The 16,456-nt window shown below is 68.8% G+C and carries 14 protein-coding genes and 5 pseudogenes; 10 read left to right on the top strand and 9 right to left on the bottom strand.

The genetic code is table 11. The annotated features are described in order from the left end of the window. Positions 1-421: 421 nt before the first annotated feature. The gene (locus ACV7NM_RS00675; RefSeq protein WP_463408342.1) at positions 422-724 is read right to left on the bottom strand and encodes a winged helix-turn-helix domain-containing protein; all 303 of its coding nucleotides are present in this window, start codon (positions 722-724) and stop codon (positions 422-424) included. Next, entirely contained in the window at positions 724-849 is a 126-nt protein-coding gene (locus ACV7NM_RS00680) for a hypothetical protein (protein ID WP_463408343.1), read from the bottom strand. The genes ACV7NM_RS00675 and ACV7NM_RS00680 overlap by 1 nt, the downstream gene beginning before the upstream one ends. Positions 850-1,361: 512 nt before the next feature. Here ACV7NM_RS00680 and ACV7NM_RS00685 point away from each other — a divergent pair. After that, positions 1,362-1,952, top strand: a complete 591-nt coding sequence (locus ACV7NM_RS00685; RefSeq protein WP_463408344.1) for a GNAT family N-acetyltransferase — start codon at positions 1,362-1,364, stop codon at positions 1,950-1,952. Between the two features lie 197 nt (positions 1,953-2,149). On the opposite strand, the gene ACV7NM_RS00690 is transcribed toward ACV7NM_RS00685, so the two are convergent. Next, a complete protein-coding gene (locus tag ACV7NM_RS00690) occupies positions 2,150-2,731 on the bottom strand; it encodes an RICIN domain-containing protein (protein ID WP_463408345.1) in 582 nt (193 codons plus the stop codon). Between the two features lie 495 nt (positions 2,732-3,226). On the opposite strand from ACV7NM_RS00690, the pseudogene ACV7NM_RS00695 reads away from it, so the two are divergent. Together ACV7NM_RS00695 and ACV7NM_RS00700 are read left to right on the top strand one after the other, a co-directional pair. Then, a pseudogene (locus tag ACV7NM_RS00695) lies at positions 3,227-4,206 on the top strand (IS5 family transposase). Positions 4,207-4,286: 80 nt separating this feature from the next. Then, positions 4,287-5,093, top strand: coding sequence for a class I SAM-dependent methyltransferase (locus ACV7NM_RS00700; protein WP_463408346.1), 807 nt, complete (start codon positions 4,287-4,289; stop codon positions 5,091-5,093). 76 nt (positions 5,094-5,169) lie between these two features. On the opposite strand, the pseudogene ACV7NM_RS00705 reads toward ACV7NM_RS00700, so the two are convergent. Both ACV7NM_RS00705 and ACV7NM_RS00710 read right to left on the bottom strand, forming a co-directional pair. Next, positions 5,170-5,726 (bottom strand): annotated as a pseudogene (locus ACV7NM_RS00705) (transposase); the annotation flags it as partial. 19 nt (positions 5,727-5,745) lie between these two features. Beyond that, positions 5,746-6,725 (bottom strand): annotated as a pseudogene (locus ACV7NM_RS00710) (IS5 family transposase). Positions 6,726-7,386: 661 nt separating this feature from the next. Between ACV7NM_RS00710 and ACV7NM_RS00715 the strand changes: the two are divergent. The 3 genes and pseudogenes from ACV7NM_RS00715 to ACV7NM_RS00725 all read left to right on the top strand — a co-directional run bounded on the left by ACV7NM_RS00715 (position 7,387) and on the right by ACV7NM_RS00725 (position 10,406). Then, positions 7,387-7,563 (top strand): hypothetical protein, encoded by a 177-nt coding sequence (locus ACV7NM_RS00715; protein WP_463408347.1) that lies wholly within the window; start codon positions 7,387-7,389, stop codon positions 7,561-7,563. A gap of 286 nt (positions 7,564-7,849) precedes the next feature. Next, the gene (locus ACV7NM_RS00720; protein WP_463408348.1) at positions 7,850-9,070 is read left to right on the top strand and encodes a glycosyltransferase 87 family protein; all 1,221 of its coding nucleotides are present in this window, start codon (positions 7,850-7,852) and stop codon (positions 9,068-9,070) included. A gap of 199 nt (positions 9,071-9,269) precedes the next feature. Beyond that, positions 9,270-10,406, top strand: a pseudogene (locus tag ACV7NM_RS00725) (glycosyltransferase family 4 protein). 111 nt (positions 10,407-10,517) lie between these two features. Here ACV7NM_RS00725 and ACV7NM_RS00730 read toward each other — a convergent pair. Then, positions 10,518-11,189: a response regulator transcription factor gene (locus tag ACV7NM_RS00730; RefSeq protein WP_463408349.1), complete on the bottom strand. Its 672-nt coding sequence runs from the start codon at positions 11,187-11,189 to the stop codon at positions 10,518-10,520. After that, positions 11,177-12,454 (bottom strand): sensor histidine kinase, encoded by a 1,278-nt coding sequence (locus tag ACV7NM_RS00735; protein WP_463408350.1) that lies wholly within the window; start codon positions 12,452-12,454, stop codon positions 11,177-11,179. Before ACV7NM_RS00735 ends, ACV7NM_RS00730 begins: the two co-directional genes overlap by 13 nt. A gap of 148 nt (positions 12,455-12,602) precedes the next feature. Between ACV7NM_RS00735 and ACV7NM_RS00740 the strand changes: the two genes are divergently transcribed. Further along, entirely contained in the window at positions 12,603-12,749 is a 147-nt protein-coding gene (locus ACV7NM_RS00740; RefSeq protein WP_463408351.1) for a hypothetical protein, read from the top strand. Between the two features lie 137 nt (positions 12,750-12,886). Next, a complete protein-coding gene (locus ACV7NM_RS00745; RefSeq protein ID WP_463408352.1) occupies positions 12,887-13,060 on the top strand; it encodes a CsbD family protein in 174 nt (57 codons plus the stop codon). A 668-nt stretch (positions 13,061-13,728) separates the two neighbouring features. Here the strand turns inward: ACV7NM_RS00745 and ACV7NM_RS00750 are convergent. Beyond that, positions 13,729-13,936 (bottom strand): annotated as a pseudogene (locus ACV7NM_RS00750) (MerR family transcriptional regulator); the annotation flags it as partial. A gap of 23 nt (positions 13,937-13,959) precedes the next feature. Between ACV7NM_RS00750 and ACV7NM_RS00755 the strand changes: the two are divergent. Next, positions 13,960-14,295, top strand: a complete 336-nt coding sequence (locus ACV7NM_RS00755) for an HIT family protein (RefSeq protein ID WP_463408353.1) — start codon at positions 13,960-13,962, stop codon at positions 14,293-14,295. Between the two features lie 650 nt (positions 14,296-14,945). On the opposite strand, the gene ACV7NM_RS00760 is transcribed toward ACV7NM_RS00755, so the two are convergent. Further along, positions 14,946-15,386, bottom strand: a complete 441-nt coding sequence (locus tag ACV7NM_RS00760; protein WP_463408354.1) for a hypothetical protein — start codon at positions 15,384-15,386, stop codon at positions 14,946-14,948. Between the two features lie 571 nt (positions 15,387-15,957). On the opposite strand from ACV7NM_RS00760, the gene ACV7NM_RS00765 reads away from it, so the two are divergent. Beyond that, a complete protein-coding gene (locus ACV7NM_RS00765) occupies positions 15,958-16,311 on the top strand; it encodes a transposase (RefSeq protein WP_463408355.1) in 354 nt (117 codons plus the stop codon). Positions 16,312-16,456: the final 145 nt, after the last annotated feature.

The following is a 16,456-nucleotide window of genomic DNA, read 5'->3' on the forward strand; positions in this document are numbered from 1 at the left end:
TCGAGGGGGCAGTCCCCGGCCAGGAGCTCCAATAATGAGTGGCGACCGGATCGCGTTCACCACGCTGGACCCAGCCGTAGACCGCCGTCCTTGTGCCTGCGTCCGTGTGCTGCAGGACGTACCCGTCCACCAGGGTGCTGTCAGGGCACTTGCGTACCAGGATCTGCAAGGGTCTATCGGCCTTCGCGGCAATGACGCCCACCGCCTCATGCTCCGGGCCGCCCCGGAAGTCATACACCCAGCCTTTCCGCATGCAGGCCATTGTTTCCGTCCCCTCGCCACCCCGCGACCGCGAAGTGCCCAAGCGGCGACGGCAGGCGTGGGATTCCACGGAGCGGGACCAACTCTGGTCGGTTCCTCGCTTGCTCCGGCCGACCATCCGTTTGGTCTGCCGGCGGCCGCCCCGGCGCGGCTCTTCCGACTACTCCACAGGCTTGCGCGCCGCTGCCACGATCCTCTCCAGCGCCGAGGCGTGCCGCTGGAATGCCTGACGCCCGTGCGGCGTGAGACGGAGGTGGGTTTGCCGTCCCTTATGGGTCCGTGATTTTCGGACCTCGACATACCCGGCGTCCGCCAACGTGGCGACCTGCCTGGACAGAGCCGAATCGCTGGTGCCCACCGTTTCCCGGACGAAACCGAACTCCACCCACTCGGCCGGAGCCAGGAGCGCGACGACCGAGAGTCGTGCCGGGACATGCAGGAACTCGTCGAAGTCGGCATCCATCAGCCTTGGCCGTTCCTGCGGAGGATGCTCTCGACGACCGGGCGCAGGCGCATGTATCCGTCGAGCGTCTGTTCCCGACGCTGATGTATGGCGTTGAGGGCGGTTCGGGTGTCGTAAGGGGTCATGTGTGGCGTCCCTGATCATCAAACGCAGGGCGTGAGCGTTCGCCCAACCGTGTGTGCGGAGCTGGTTGAGCGGCCGGCTCCGGACGGGGTGAACGACTCTGCGGGGAGCGCCTGCGGCCGGGGGAAGCGAAGCCGGTCCGCGGGGGCGATTCCTGCCACGGTCCTACGCCGGCGGCCAGGCTGCAGGCTGCACGCCTGGCAGGTGGGATGAAGCTGACACACACGCTGGCTCTCTACGGCCGTGTCATCGCTATTGATGCCAGCTCCTGACCTGTGCAGGCAGGATCTCTCCATGTCGACCGACGTCAGCGGAAAGATCGAATGGCGGCCCGGGGGTTCAAGTGGTGGCGTTCGGCAACCGTTTGGGAGGCGGGGGGGAGAGGCTGTGCCTCCGTAGATGTTGACGGGAAGCGACGTGGTTCTTGGCTGAGGAGCCTCGATCGTGCCTGGTCGGTAAGAGGCAGCTGATAATGCGTTGTCGGTCGCAGTTGGGCTGCGAGAGCATCCGGTGCATGGAAGAGCCTGCTGAAATCCTCAGTTCCGACCAGGTTGCATTGCGCCGGTGGCGCATGAGTGATCTCGACGCCTTGGAGCGGGCGATCTACGAGTCCCTGGACCATCTGGTGCCGTGGATGCCCTGGGCAGCCGACCCTGGCAGACAGCAAACCTCTGATTTTCTCGCCCGGAACCAGGAAGAGTGGAAGACCAGGCAAGCCTTCGGTTACGCGATTACGTCAGATGCTGCGGTGATCGGCAGCTGCGGCCTCATGCGCCGCATCGGTGCGGGCGGCCTCGACATCGGCTACTGGCTTCACCCTCATTGGACCGGACGGGGGATTGCCACGATGGCCGCTGCGGCTCTTGTCCACCAGGGCTTCCTGTTGGCAGGCATCGACCGCATCGAGATCCATCACGATGCCGCCAACCCTGCCAGTGGAGCCGTCGCCCGCCGCTTGGGATTCACTGAGGTTGAGCGCATACAAGCACCTGAAGGGCCCGTTGCTCCTGGAGAAGTGGGGATTGATGTCGTCTGGCGGCTGACGGCGGACCTGTGGAAGGCAAAGACAGCTGAGCACGCTCGGCAAGCAGTTGAGCAGGGGTAAGTCGGGCGCTCTCTGTCGGCGGACGCCGCCCGCGGGGGCGTCCGCCGACACGGGGCCGCCAGGTGTCAGCCGGCCTTGGCGCGACAAACGGGACTGTGCACTGACCAACGTGCACGATCGAAGCATTCTTGGCCGGCTCGCCCAAGGCCCGGAAGCATCGGCTGGTGGCGCTCGGACAGGGTCGGCCTGCGGGGCCGTCAGTAACGCCAGGGCTGGTCGTTCGGGCGCAGGGCCCAGAGCCTGTCGGAGGACGGGTACGAAGTGTCGAGGTAGAGCGTGTTCCAGCTGCCGTTGCCGTACGTGTCGATCGTCAGCGCGAGGCTCTTGTCGACAACGGGACGCCAGATCTGCCAGGGCGAGTTCGTGTCGGGGTCCGTCTCGGGCTGGAGGTTCCATTTCTGGATCTCCGACCCGTTGCAGGTCTTCACGACGACGCGCATCGCACGGGCGGGTGAATTGGTCAGCGGCTGGAGGCACTTGTTCGCCGCCACGTTCCTGAGGACGCGGTTGTGCGTGCCGTCGGGCAGTCGGCCGCTGACCACCTGTGACGTCCACTCCTCCGTGCTGTACTTCCAGTTCGGGTCTCGCAGGCTGTTGGCGAAGGCTCCTTCGGCCGCGGTGTTGTTGTCCAGCAGGGCGAGGCGCGAGCCGTCCTTCTTGTTGATGAGGTCGAAGGTGCCGGGCTCAGCTGAGGCTGGCGCGGTGCTGGCGGCGACGAGGCCGGAGAAGGTCAGTACGGCGATAGACGCGGCGATGGCAGTGCGACGAAGCCTGGACATGGATGTGCCTTCCTACTGAGGCTTGGGGCCTGAGCTACATCGCTGAGTCTGCATGGCACTCGCTGCTTTTGGAGCGGTCGCGGCGGGACTCCATTCAATGGTGTAAAAAGCAGCCGTGGGGAGGCATTAGTCTGGGCGCGCGGGGTAATCGGACTGGCTTGTAATGCTTGCGCTTGTTTCTGGGATGGCTGCTTCACCAGCGGTGGAGCAGCCATCCCAGCCGCCATAGTTCCGGTTCTCCTAGTAGTGCTTTGTTAGGTGGAGTCGCAGGGCTGCCAGGTGGTGGGTTGTCGGCAGCGCAAACACCTCGGAAGCGAACTCCTCCAGCCGACCCCGCACCGCCGCAAGTTCCCCAGCCCTCATACAGCCAGCGAACTACCAGACACCCGACGTGACAAGACCAGCTAACAAAGCACTACTAGGGCCTGTGTGATGTCGTGATCAGTTTCTGGGTTCTGTCCTCGTCGCGAGGTGGAATCCGGTACGACTGTGGTTGTGACACGCAGGCAACTCACCAATGCCCAGTGGAAGTTCATCGAGCCGTATCTGCCGATCGGTAGGTACGGCCCGTATCCGGAGCGGTTGCGGGAGCAGTTCGAGGGTGTGATCTGGCGGTTCCGCTCCAGTGCTCAGTGGCGGGAGATGCCTGCCGAGTTCGGCCCGTGGGCCACGGTCTACGGACGCTTCCGCGTCTGGCGGGACGCCGGTGTCTTCACCGCCCTCTTGGAAGGCCTGATCGCCGAGGCAGCCCGCGTGGGAAGAACGGACTTGTCGCTGGTCAGCGTGGATTCCACAACGGTCCGTGCCCACCACGACGCCGCGGGGATGCGTGTCAGCAAGCACCTCATGGAGGCCCTGGAAGAAGCCGCACAGGAACAGGAAGCGGCCCGGCAAAAGGGGGCGGACCGGAGGAACAGAACGGACAGGCCGAGCGTCGCCGCATCCGCCGCAGACGCAAGCTCCGCCTGAAGGAAGCCCTCCTCGGCAGGTCCCGGGGCGGCCTGACCAGCAAGATTCACCTCGCTGCGGACCGCAGGTGCCGTCCGCTTTCAATGGTGCTGACCGCCGGGCAGGCCGGGGACAGCCCGCAGTTCATCCCCGTGCTCGCGAGGGTGAGAGTCCGCCTGCCCGTCGGCCGTCCCCGCACCAAGCCCGGCGCGGTCGCCGCAGACAAGGCCTACTCATCCCGCGGCAACCGCGCCTACCTGCGCAAACGCGGAATCAAGGCCGTCATCCCGGAGAAGAAGGACCAGGCCGCCAACCGGAAGAAGAAGGGCGCACGAGGCGGCAGACCCGTCAGCCACGACACCGACCTCTACAAGGAACGCAACACCGTCGAGCGCCTGATCAACAAGCTGAAGGCCTGGCGAGGGATCGCCACCCGCTACGACAAGTCACCCGAAAGCTACCTCGCCGGCCTCCACCTCCGCGCCGCAATGATCTGGATCGACGACCTGGTGAAGACCACCGAATGATCGCGACATCACACAGGCCCTAGCTCCAGGGTGCATGGCGGCGCGGCAAGGAAGAGGTTTCCTGACGCGGCGCTACCGTCATGAGGGTGACAGGAAACAATGCCGACCGGCGATGGTCCGAATCCATGCCGGCGGCCTATGAGCAGTACCTCGTGCCGGTGGTCTTCCGGCCCTTCGCCGAGGACCTGACCGCCCGGGCGGCGGCGCTCCACCCTCGGCGAATCCTCGAACTCGCTGCGGGCACTGGCGTGTTGACAGCTGAGCTGCTCACAGCGACACCCTCGGCCGAGGTGACGGCCACCGACCTGAACGAGGCCATGGTCGCTTTCGGGTCAACCCGGGCCCCTGGCGCGGTGTGGCGCCAGGCCGACGCGCAGCGGCTGCCGTTCCCGGACGGCGGCTTCGACCTAGTGGTCTGCCAGTTCGGCGTGATGTTCTTTCCCGACCGCATCGAGGCATTCACCGAGGTCCGCCGGGTGCTGGCCCCGGGCGGCCGGTTCATGTTCAACACCTGGGGCCCGCTCGGCACGCACGCCTTCGAAGTCGCGCTGCAGGCCGGGCTGGAGCGGGCCTTTCCGGTTGACCCGCCACGGTTCTTCCAGACGGTTCCGCACGGCTATGCCGACCCCGCTGTCGTGGCCGCTGATCTGGCGGCCGCCGGGTTCGCTGTCGAGGACGAGCAGGAGCTGACGCTTCAGGGCCGGGCTGCGTCGACCGCCGACCTTGCCACCGGGTACCTCACCGGGACACCGGTGCGCGCGGCCGTTGAGGAACTCAGCGACGGACCGGCCTTCCGGGCCACCGTCATCGAAGAGATGACGGCCCGTCTGGGCCCGGGACCGGTCACCGCCCCGATGACGGCGTACATCTTCCGTGCCGCGGCCTGAACGCAGGACGCGCCCGCGCATAGGATGGGCGTGAGTCGACCTCGACGGGGCTCCTGACACGGACGCCTGCTGCTCATCAGGCAACGTTCGTCCTGGTGACGAGCTTGCGTAGCCGTTCGTCGGCGGCGTGCTTGTTCCGCCAGATGATGTAGCGGCGGATCATGCTGCCCTGCTTCTTGTGGCTGGCGTGGTCGGTGCCGACGAGGGCGAAGTAGCGCAGTGCCGTGAACTGGGCCTCGATCCGGTTGAGCCAGGAGCTGTCGGTCGGGGTGTAGGCGATCTCCACGTTGTTGGACGTCGCCCACGTCTCGACCCTTGGCACCGCTTCGTCGTCAGGTGCGGGGAGTAGTTGTCGCAGACGATCGCGATGCGCTTCCCGATCGGGTGCAGTGAGCGCAGGTAGCGGCAGAACTCCAGGAACTTCGACCTGTTCTTGGTCTTCTTGATGTGTCCGTAGAGCTGGTCCTTGGTGAGGTCGTAGGCGGCGAACAGGTGCCGGACCCCGTGCGGGCGGGTGTAGGTCGCCCGCCGCCGGGGCCGGGGTTCGCGATCGGGGTCCTTGTGCCTTCCGCCGCGTTCGGCCCATTGCCGGCCGGGGTGGGGCTGGAGGTTGAGCGGCCCGAACTCGTCTAGGGCCTGTGTGATGTCGTGATCATTCGGTGCTCTTCAGGAGGTCGTCGATCCAGATCATTGCGGCGCGGAGGTGGAGGCCGGCGAGGTAGCTGTCGGGCGACTTGTCGTATCGGGTGGCTATCCCTCGCCAGGCTTTCAGCTTGTTGATCAGGCGTTCGACGGTGTTCCGCTCCTTGTAGAGGTCGGCGTCGTGGCTGACGGGCCGGCCGCCTCGGGCGCCCTTCTTTGTCCGGTTGGCGGCCTGGTCCTTCTTCTCCGGAATGACTGCCTTGATACCGCGTCTGCGCAGGTAGGAGCGGTTGCCGCGGGACGAGTAGGCCTTGTCCGCAGCGACCGCGCCGGGCCGGGTTCGGGGACGGCTGGCAGGCAGGCGGACCCGCACTCTCTTGAGCACGGGGATGAATTGCGGACTGTCCCCGACCTGTCCGGCGGTCAGGACCAGCGCGAGCGGGCGGCATCTGCGGTCCGCAGCGAGATGAATCTTGCTGGTCAGCCCGCCCCGTGACCTTCCGAGCAGGGCTTGCTTCAGGCGGAGCGCTCGTCGGCGCCGGATGCGCCGGCGCTCGGCATGTCCGTTCTGTTCCTCTTGGCCGCCCCTTTTTGTCGGGCTGTCTCCTGCTCCTGCGCGGCTTCTTCCAGAGCATCCATGAGGTGCTTGCTGACGCGCATCCCGGCAGCGTCGTGGTGAGCGCGGACCGTCGTGGAATCCACGCTGACCAGCGACAAGTCCGTTTGCTCCGCACCGGCAGCCTCGGCGATCAAACCTTCCAGCAGGGCGGAGAAGACACCGGCGTTCCGCCAGACCCGGAAGCGTCCGTAGACGGTTGCCCAGGGGCCGAACTCGGCAGGCATCTCCCGCCACTGACCACTGGACCTGAACCGCCAGATCACCCCTTCGAACTGCTCCCGCAACCGCTCGGGATACGGGCCGTACCTACCGATCGGCAGGTACGGCTCGATGAACTTCCACTGGGCATGGGTGAGTTGCCTACGCGTCACGACCAATGTCCTACCGGGTTCCGCCCGACGAAGAAGGCAATACCCCACACCTGATCACGACATCACACAGGCCCCAGTGCGATGTCGTGATGGTCTTCGGCCCAGTCCACGCCACAGAACACTGGCGTCGGTAACCCGGTGATCTCCATCCGGTCCTCTTTCGTTGCGACTCTTTTCCCAGGCCATAGCCTGTGCAGGGTGCGCGTGCTCCCTAATGGAAGTGCTCAAGGCACAGCATCCCACCAGCCGTTCGCAACCCCAGCGAGTCGCGCGGCCCTCGGTCCGCGTCAGAGCTGACGGCTCAAGACAGAGCTGAGAGGTGATCCGCACAACCGGCTCGGACTACGGATAGCAAACCGCCCGGCAGCCGCAGACGGTCCAGCCCGCAGTAACACGACCGCTTCCATGCCCATGCCGACAAAACGGCACCGGGTTCTGCACGCTTCATGCCCACACTGCTGAGCGCGAGCCAGCCTCGTTTCCTCGTCCTGCGCACCCCACAGCCGGGCCCCCGGCCGGCACTCGATCATCCCGCTCACATCGGTCGACATGCCGAAATCCTGCCTGCGCCCATAGGCCATCGCATCTGCATTTCACCAGGGCAACCAGCGGCGCGAAACTCCACCTGGCCCCGCTCCACGCCACCTACCAGGGCGCGAAGGTGGGGATCTGGCTGAAGAACGCGCGGGCCGCCGCCCGGAAGGCCGCCGAGAACGAGCAGCAGCGTGCCGAGGGGCTACCGGTTGAGTCGTCGGCCCGCGCGCTGACACAGCAGCGGCGCGAGCAGCTGGAGGACATCGACCCTGCCTGGTGCCCGGCCCGTCGATCGCGCGGGTGACGTCGTGACGGCGGCCGACGCGGCCGCGTCCGGCGGGCCGAGGCCGTACGTGAGCGCCACCGTGGCACGCTCGGTGCCGTCCGCGGGACGCGGTCCCGGCTCCCGCCGGGTGAGCCCCTAGGGGAGGCCATGGTGGTCACGGACGGTGCCTGGTAGGGGAAACCCGACCACCAGGTCTCGACCTGGCCGTCATGACGGGGTCAACGCCTGCGGTTGCAATGGAAGAGTGTTTACTCATCAGGTTTCTCGGGCCGCGCAGGCCGCTCAACGGACATCGCGTGCCCGGTTGTTGGGGTGCCCCGGCTGGCTGGTCGCCGCCGTGTGGGCCGCCGGGTTCCCGCTGGTCTCCACGCTGGACACCCATCGCTTCTGGGGATTGAGTGCCGCAGCGGGCTACCTGGGCGCGGCGGCCGCCGCCCTCGCGTTGCCCCGGCATCACGCCCGGACCGCCTCCGTCACGTTCGCCCTCGCCGGGGCCGTCGTAGTGCCCTTCCTCTACTTGGTGCTGACAGGCGGTGCGCAGACCGAGGTCGCCGTCATCGAGCGGTCAGGGACACTGCTGCTCCGGCAGGCCACGCCGTACCTCGACGATCCGCGTACGGTCACCGACGTCACGCCGTACCTGCCCGCGATGGCGGTGTTCGGGCTGCCCCGCGCGCTGTTCGGCGGGGACGGCCCGCTAGTCCGGCTGCTGGGCGACGCCCGGCTGTGGTGCGCCGCCGCGTTCCTGTGCTGCCTGTGGGGCGGGCGCCGCGTGCTGGGGGCTCCGTACGCCACCGCCGCGCGGGACGTCCCGTACGGGCTCGCTCTCGGCGCGCTGATCGCCTCGCCCGTCGTGGCGCTGCCGCTCGCCGTCAGCGGGGTGGATCTGCCGCTCGTCGGACTGCTCTGCCTGGCCCTCGCCCTTGCCGCGCGGCACCGCCCGGTCGCCGCGGGCCTCGCGCTCGCCGCCGCCTGCTCCCTGAAGTGGACGGCTGTCCCCGCCGTCGCGGTCGCCTTCTCCCTGCTCGCCTACGGAGCCGGCCGCCGGGCCGCCGTACGGTGCGCCGCCGTCGCCCTGGCCGGGACGACGGCGCTGATCCTGCCGAGTGCGCTTCTCGCGCCCCGGGCCATGGCCGAACAAGTACTGGCGTTCCCCACCGGGCGCGGCCCGTTCCCGACTCCGGCGAGCAGCCCACTCCCGGGCCGCCTGCTCGTGGACCTGGGCCCGGCCGGCTGGTGGACGGCGGTCGGGCTGCTGCTGGCCGGCGGGCTGGCCGTTGCCGTCTCCCTCGTACTGCGCCCGCCCCACGACCTGGTCGCGGCAGCGGACCGGCTCGCCTTCGGCCTGAGCCTGGCCTTCCTGTTGGCGCCCGCCGGCAGGTTCGGCTACCTCGCACTGCCGGTGCTGCTCGTCGTGTGGCCCCGGCTGGCCCGCGCCGGGTACCGGCGGGACCCGGTCCCGCGCACCCCCGTACGGGCCTCTGAGCCCGCTGGCCGCCCGGTCCCCGCCGGAGCCGGCCGATGAGCCCGCGGCAGCCCCGGCGCCGCCGCGGCTGCCGCGGGTCGACTTCGTCGAGGTCGACGTCGAAGGCGCCGAACTGGCCGTCCCGGAAGGCCGATCCCGCACCCTGCCCTCCTGACCCTCCCGCCCTTCCCCGTCTTCCCGACCTGACCCATCTTCCCGACGTGACCCATCTTCCCGACGTGAGGCAGTGACGACCGCCATGAGCACCACCATGATCGTGACCAACGACTTCCCGCCCCGGCAGGGCGGCATCGACTCGTCCACGCGATGGCGACCCGCTTCCCCGACCACGACATCGTCGTCTACACGTCGAGCGAGCCGGGCGCCGCCGCGTACGACGCAACCCTGCCCTGCCCGGTGATACGCGACCCCGCGCGTATGCTGCTGCCGACTTCCCGAGTCACCCGCCGCGCCCTGGAGATCGCCCACGCGCACGGCTGCGACCGGGTCTGGTTCGGGGCGGCCGCGCCGCTGGCTGCGATGGCGCCTGCGCTGCGGCGCGGCGGCGTCCACAGGGATGGTCGCCACCACCCACGGCCACGAGATCTGGTGGGCCCGCACTCCGGGGGCCCTCCGGCTGATGCGCCGGATCGGCGAACACGTCGACGTGGTCACCTACCTCGGCGAGTACACGCGGCGCCGCATCGCCCCCGCCCTCGGGCCCCGTGCCCGAATCGTCCGGCTGGTCTCGGGCGTGGACGCGGCCGCGTTCCGGCCCGCCTCCAGCTGCGTACGCGACGTACGCGACGCGCACGGCTTGGCGGGCAAGCGGATCGTCCTGTGCGTCTCCCGGCTGGTGACCCGCAACGGCCAGGACGCCCTGATCCGGGCCCTGCCACTGATCCGGCGGACCGTACCGGACGCCGCCTTGGTGATCGTCGGCCAAGGCCCGGACAAGCAGCGGCTGCGCAAGCTGGCCGCGCCGTACGCCGAGGGCATGTGGTCTTCGCCGGCGGCCCGGACCACGCCTCGACGGCCCGGTACTACGCGGCCGCCGACGTGTTCGCGGTGCCCTGCCGGACGCGCAGGGCCGGGCTGGAGGCGGAAGGCCTGGGCATAGTCTTCCTGGAGGCCGCGGCCAGCGGGCTGCCCGTGGTCGTCGGCGACTCCCGAGGCGCGCCTGACACGTCTTCGACGGGTGACCGGCACGGTCGTCGACGGCCACGACGTACCGGCCGTGGCCGGCGCGATCTCGGACCTGTTGCTTTCCCCCGACCGCGCGGCCACGGGCGAGACCGGCCGGCAAGGGGTGGAGCGGCACTGGTCGTGGGAGGCGTCGGTGAGGCTGCTGACGGAACTGCTCACCCCGGGCGCGGACGACCGGGTGACCGCGTAGCCCCGCCCGCTGAGCCTTGCTCTCGTCCTGCCGGACGACGCGTGTCTGGGGGCACTTTTAAGTGGTAGCTGGGGCAGCAGGATCCGCAAGAGGCGGCCCGGGACGTCCCTCTCAGGCCGGCGGATTCTCCCCGCGCAGGTGGGCAAGGACCGCGAGGACCCGGCGGTTGCCCTCGGTCGGGTCGAGGTCGAGTTTCATGAATATGTTGCCGGAGTGCTTGACCACCGAGGCCTCAGTGACGGTGAGCCGCTGCGCGATGGACTGGTTGTTCAGTCCTTCCGCCATCAGGGCCAGCACCTCCCGCTCGCGCGGGGTCAGCCGCGCCAGCGGCCGGCCGGTGCTCTGCTGCTGGAGCAGGACCCGTACGACCTCGGGGTCGATGACGGTCTGGCCGCCCGCGACCCGGTCCAGCGCGTCCAAGAACTCCGAGACTTCACCGACCCGGTCCTTGAGCAGATAGCCCAGGCCGCCGCCCTCGGTCGAGGGCATCCCGCTGAACAGCTGGGTTGCGTACGCGGTCGCGACGTACTGCGAGAGCACCAGCACCGGCAGTCCCGCGTGCCGGCTCCGCAGGTCGAGCGCCGCCCTCAGCCCCTCGTCACGGAAGTCCGGTGGCATCCGCACGTCGGTGATGACCACATCGGGCCGGTCGGCGTCCACGGCGCGGGCCAGCTCCTCGGCGTCTGCGACGGCGGCGATCACCTCGTGGCCGACCCGGGAGAGCAGCTCGACCAGTCCGGCGCGCAGCAGTACGGCGTCCTCGGCGAGCACTACGCGGAGCACGGGACCTCCACACGCAGCTGGGTGGGACCGCCGATGGGACTGGTCACGATGAGCCTTCCTTTCAAAATCGCCACACGGTCCGCCAATCCTTGCAAACCGGTTCCGGCGGAGGGATCGGCGCCGCCCCTGCCGTCGTCGGTGACCAGCAGGACGAGCTTCTCGCCCTTGAGCCAGCCGACGACGGCGACCTCGTCGGCGCCGCTGTGCTTGGACGCGTTGGTGAGGGCCTCGGTGATGGTGAAGTACGCCATCGTCTCGACGGACGAAGGCAGCCGGTGCGGCAGTTCGATGTCGACGGCGACGGGGATCGGATTGCGCAGCGCCAGTTCGGCGACGGCGGCCGCCAGCCCGTGGTCGGTGAGCACCTGCGGATGCAGGCCACGCACCAGGCCCCGCAACTGTTCCAGCGCCTGGCGGGCCTCGCCCCGGGCCCGGGCGATGAACGGTGAGGCGGAAGAATCCTGCCCGCGCAGTTCCAGTTCGGCCAGCCCCAGCGTCATCGTCAGCGCGACGAGCTGCTGTTGGGCGCCGTCGTGCAGGTCCCGCTCGATCCGTCGCCGCTCCGCCTCGAAGGCGTCGATCAGCCGGGCCCGGGAGCGAGTGAGTTCGATGACCCGACTGCTGAGGTCCTCCTCGCGGGTCGAGAGCAGCAGCTGCGCCATCCGCACCTGCGCCGCGGCCAGGAGCCCGCCCGCATAAGCCGACACCAGCAGGCCGAACAGGCCGGCCGCGGTGCCCGGCAGGGCCGCCAGAGGATCCGAGATCGGCTGCCCGGGGATCAGCATCACCGTGTCGGGGGCGATAGCCCACACGATGACCGGCGTAGCCACCAGCATCAGCGAGACCCCCAGCAGTGCGGTGAACCCGATCCCGACGGGGGTGAATACCACGCCGAAGACCAGCGCGTACGCCAGCTCGCGCCACGTCGAGCGTTCCCGAAGCCGCGTCCGCAGCCACGGCACGGCCCCCGCGCCGGGCAGCGAGCCGTGCGGATCGAGCAGCGGATCCGGTTCCACCAGGCGCAGGCGGCGCCGCTCCAGGGCGGCGACCGGGATCCCGTACACGGCGCCCGCCATCAGCACCACCAGCCCGATGCCGAACACGGACAGGCCGATGCCGGCGAACAGCAGGGTGACGAAGACGAGCAGCACCAGGAAGCCCAGGACCGTACCGCTGAGCAGGAAGGCCCAGGCTCGCAAGGGCCAGGCGGAGAAGGGGAAACGCGCGGGGCGCCGTCGCAGGGCCTCCCAGACGGCGACCGTCATGGCGATGTCCTCCCGGTGATGGTTTCAGATCTTGGTCTGGTCCGACTCTAGCCGCCGCCCGCGCCGGCCCGTAGTGCGGAAAACCTTTCCTCCGCGACTGCCGGCAGACCTACTGAGCGGACCAGGCAAACCCTGTTGAACTGGGGTTATGTCACTGGTCGCCGACACGCAGCTGCCCGCCGTCCACTTGACCTCCGTCACCAGGAGCGTCCCCGGTCCCTCGGGTCCCGTCCTGGTGCTGCGCGGTGTCAGCTCGGGCTCGGTCTTCCTCGGTGACACCGATCTTGCCGCCTGAGACGAGCGCGCCGGCATCCTCCTCGAGGCGCACGCACACACAGCGCCATTTCTTTCGCGTCGGGCGTTTCACAGTCCGCAGACGGGCCAGATGAGTCCGTGAGCAAAGCAATTTCCTATGTGTGGGGAGTGATGGTTGTGTCGGCTGACGAGAAGACCCAGGCCAAGGGCGAGCAGGTCAAGGGCAAGGCCAAGGAGGCCGCGGGCCGCGTCGTCGGCAACGAGCGCCTCACTGCCGAGGGCCGCGCCGACCAGGCGAAGGGCGACGCCCGCCAGGCCAAGGAAAAGGCGAAGGACGCTTTCAAACACTGACCCGTATCCGCACGTGTGTGGGGTCCGTGACCGGCTGCCGGTCACGGACCCCACACACGTGCGGATACGGAGGAAGCGGGTGGTGGCGCAGGTGCATTGCATCGAGGCGTAGCCGATACGGCTGCAGGGGCCTCGTGTTGGGGCTCGCGCTCCTCGCCCCGGGGCCGGCGACGTGACGGCAAGCCCCGGAGCGAGGTGCGGTGCGCCGCAGACGCCCGCTCGGGGACGACCAAGGCCCCATCAGCAGACACCGACCGAACCGGATGCGGTCATCGCCGCGCCGATGTGGCGGCCCGACCACCCGATCGCCCGGGACGCCCTGGTTCCCGGAAGTGCTCCCCGGTCCGTCTGGATTCTTTGGGCAGGTGTCAGGGCATGGACGGACTGCAACTTCGTCACAGTCCGTCCCAGACTCGAACCGGAAGGCTCGGCCCACGAAGCGCATCACCCGCAGCCTCGCCTTGGCCCGTGCGATTGCCGTCATCCTCGTCCCCGCCATAGCTACCGCATTTGCCACACCTCAGGCGCAGACTGTGATGCGGATCGCCGGCGATGAGAGCAACGGACATGACTGCGACGGCCGCAACGGCTACAGCGCGTATCAGGGCAACGGCGGCTATGGCGGGGGCATCGGGCCTGGCCTCAGGGCGGCGCGGCGGTACCGCGAGCTGTTGATCGGCCGGAGCGGTGAGGGCGAAGGCGCGCGGGTCCGCGGTGAAGTCATCGGCGATACGCCGGTGCATGTAAGCCAGCGGGTCACATGGAGACGGAGGCCTCGGTCATGTCCATGGCCCGCTCGCCGTCGGCCGGTTCCCCGTCGTCGAAGACGCCCAGCTGCTCTGCCCTCCACCAAGCTGCCCCGGCTGGTGATCGCCGGCGCCTTGGCAAGGTTTGACCATATGGAATGCATCTTTTGCCGCCTGATCCGGGACGACACCGCACGGTGGGTGACGCGCGGGCCCGTGGCCGGCGCGTTCGCTCCGCTGGATCCCCTCGCGCCAGGTCACACCCTGGTGATTCCCACATCGCACTGGGCGGACATCTTCGACACTCCCCCAGAGGTCTTGGCACACACGATGGCGCTGGCCCAGCAGGTTGCCGCGACGATGCGGACCGCGTTGAAGGCCACAGGCGTGAACATCCTGAGCGCCAGTGGACCCGGCTCCGAGCAGTCAGTACCCCACCTGCACTTCCACGTAGTCCCGCGCTGGCCGGACGACGCGTTCTCCACCTGACCCACACGGCAATCCCGACACCAGATCGCCGATGACCCTGTCACGCAGCTCGCCAACACCATGGCTGCCACTCACGCGCAGTGGCCTCACCACAGAAGTGGAGCCGGAGCCACAACCCGTGAACAAGGCCAGCGGGTCGAGGGCCGCGGTCGGGCGGAGCGGCGGATGAGGTAGATACCGGTCCGCCGCTGCACGCCGGGGAGGCGCTGAAGTCGCTCGTCAAGCAGCAAGCGTCCTGCCACACGCGGAGGAGTGGTTTCGCGACTGACCGCCGCTAATCCGGGCATGTCTGCACAGGCGCGGCAGCGGCGCCCTCCGTCACCACGGCACCGCCGCTGCCGCTGCCGCACCCCCCGGTCGCCACCCGTCACCTCCCGGTTCGCTCGATACAAGGTGGCCGTAGCAGCCAGACGCAGATCCGTCAGGCGTAAGCCGCTTGCACACCACAGCATCGCTTCGTAACGCCGTCGATGTTCAGGGCTTCGCTGCCACGCAACCGGTCACTGCCCTGGACCGACCTGCCTTGTCGGCTCGATTCGACGGCGCGATGCGGCGGAGAGCCAGTAAGCAGGGCTGCGCCACAACCTCTTCCGGGCGCGGGAACGTCCCGGACTTGCGACAGGGAAAACCGCGCCGGGGCGAGGGAAGGCTCAGGCGTCCGGGCGGCAGCGGCGGCGGTAGTAGCCGTAGGTCAAAGCCAGCAGCAGGGGGCCCCACAGGGTCAGCAGGCCACTGACCGTCATCGCCAGCGTGTCCCAGCCCGGGGCGTACGGGAAACCGGGCGAACCGTCGATGCGAAAGGCCGTGAAGACCCAGTTGACCATCAGCCCCAGGAGGAGGACCCCGCCGACTGTGGCGGGAACGATCGCCGCGAAGGGTGGGATGCGGCGGCCACCCAGTTTCGGGACCCAGTCGGGCACCACCTCTCCCCATCGGCGCACCAGCCCGAACCCGAGCAGCGCGAACGCCTCCGTCAGGAGACTGAGTCCGAAGACGTACGGGATGTGCCACCACGCCGACGCAGTGTTGTCCCCGCCCATCGCGTAACCGAAGCCGATGGGCAGCCGCCACAGACACACCGGTAGCCCCACCAGCGGAATGAGGTGGGCGACTCTCTCCGCCCACAGCGGGACGGGGCGCTCCGTCCCTTTACTCGCAACTTCCGTATGCACCATGTTGGTTGACATACTGTCAGTGTTCCTGGTCTACCCCTGCCGGGGATCAACCTGCAGGTTGACGTCACTACCCCGCTCGGTTGACGACATTTGCTTCGTCTCGAAGCATCGAACGGCTCCTGGCCGCTGAACCGCACCCGCGCTCGGTCGGAGGCAGAGCGGGAAAAGCCCTGGCAGCTGTCCAGCGTCGCAATACCGGCCTCGAACAGGGGGGAAGGCCGGGCAGACCATGTGACTGGTCCTGACATCCGATACGACGCCGCCGCTCACGGTGATACCGCCCCCGCCGACAGCAGGCGGGGGCGGAACGTGTCGGATGCCAGGACCGGGGCCCCGCCCCGGAAGCTCGGGGGTACCCGGGGGGTGTGCATCCCAGCCCCTTCAACGAGCCGGCGCAAAGCCGGTTCCGCACCACCATCCGCCCAATCAGGAGGGTCGGTGACAGCCGGGGTCGTGCCCGGCAGACGGGAACAACCGTTGAAGCGCTATGACCGCATCCGATGATCTCGACGACCACGAATGGGACGCCGTGCGCACCCTGCTCCCCCGCTGTGGGCCAGGCGGCCCCGACTACCGGAACATCGTCGACGGCATCCTGTGGCAACAGACCGGCGGCCGCTGGCACGACCTGCCCACCCGCTACGGACCCTGGCACCGCCGCGCCGAACGACTACGCCTGTGGACCCTCGACGGCACCTGGCAACGCGTCCTCGCCCTCCTCGCCGCCCGTCGTCGGCCCCGTGACAGCCGCCCACTCCCCCGCGACACCGAGGACACCGGGCACCCCGAGGGCGCGAAGAGCCGTATCGCCGACGACTGGAACACCCCCTGGCTCAGCTAAGCGTGCAGGGCACCGGCGCAAAGCCGGGGACCACCTGGTCCGGATGGGCGTCGGGAACCGTCACCTCGCCGAGGTAGACCGCGAGACCGGCTTGGACCAAGCGCTCGATCACCCGGGCCGTCACACCCGACCGGCAACGCGGGAG

The sequence above is a fragment of the Streptomyces sp. Tek67B01 genome (assembly GCF_055231995.1).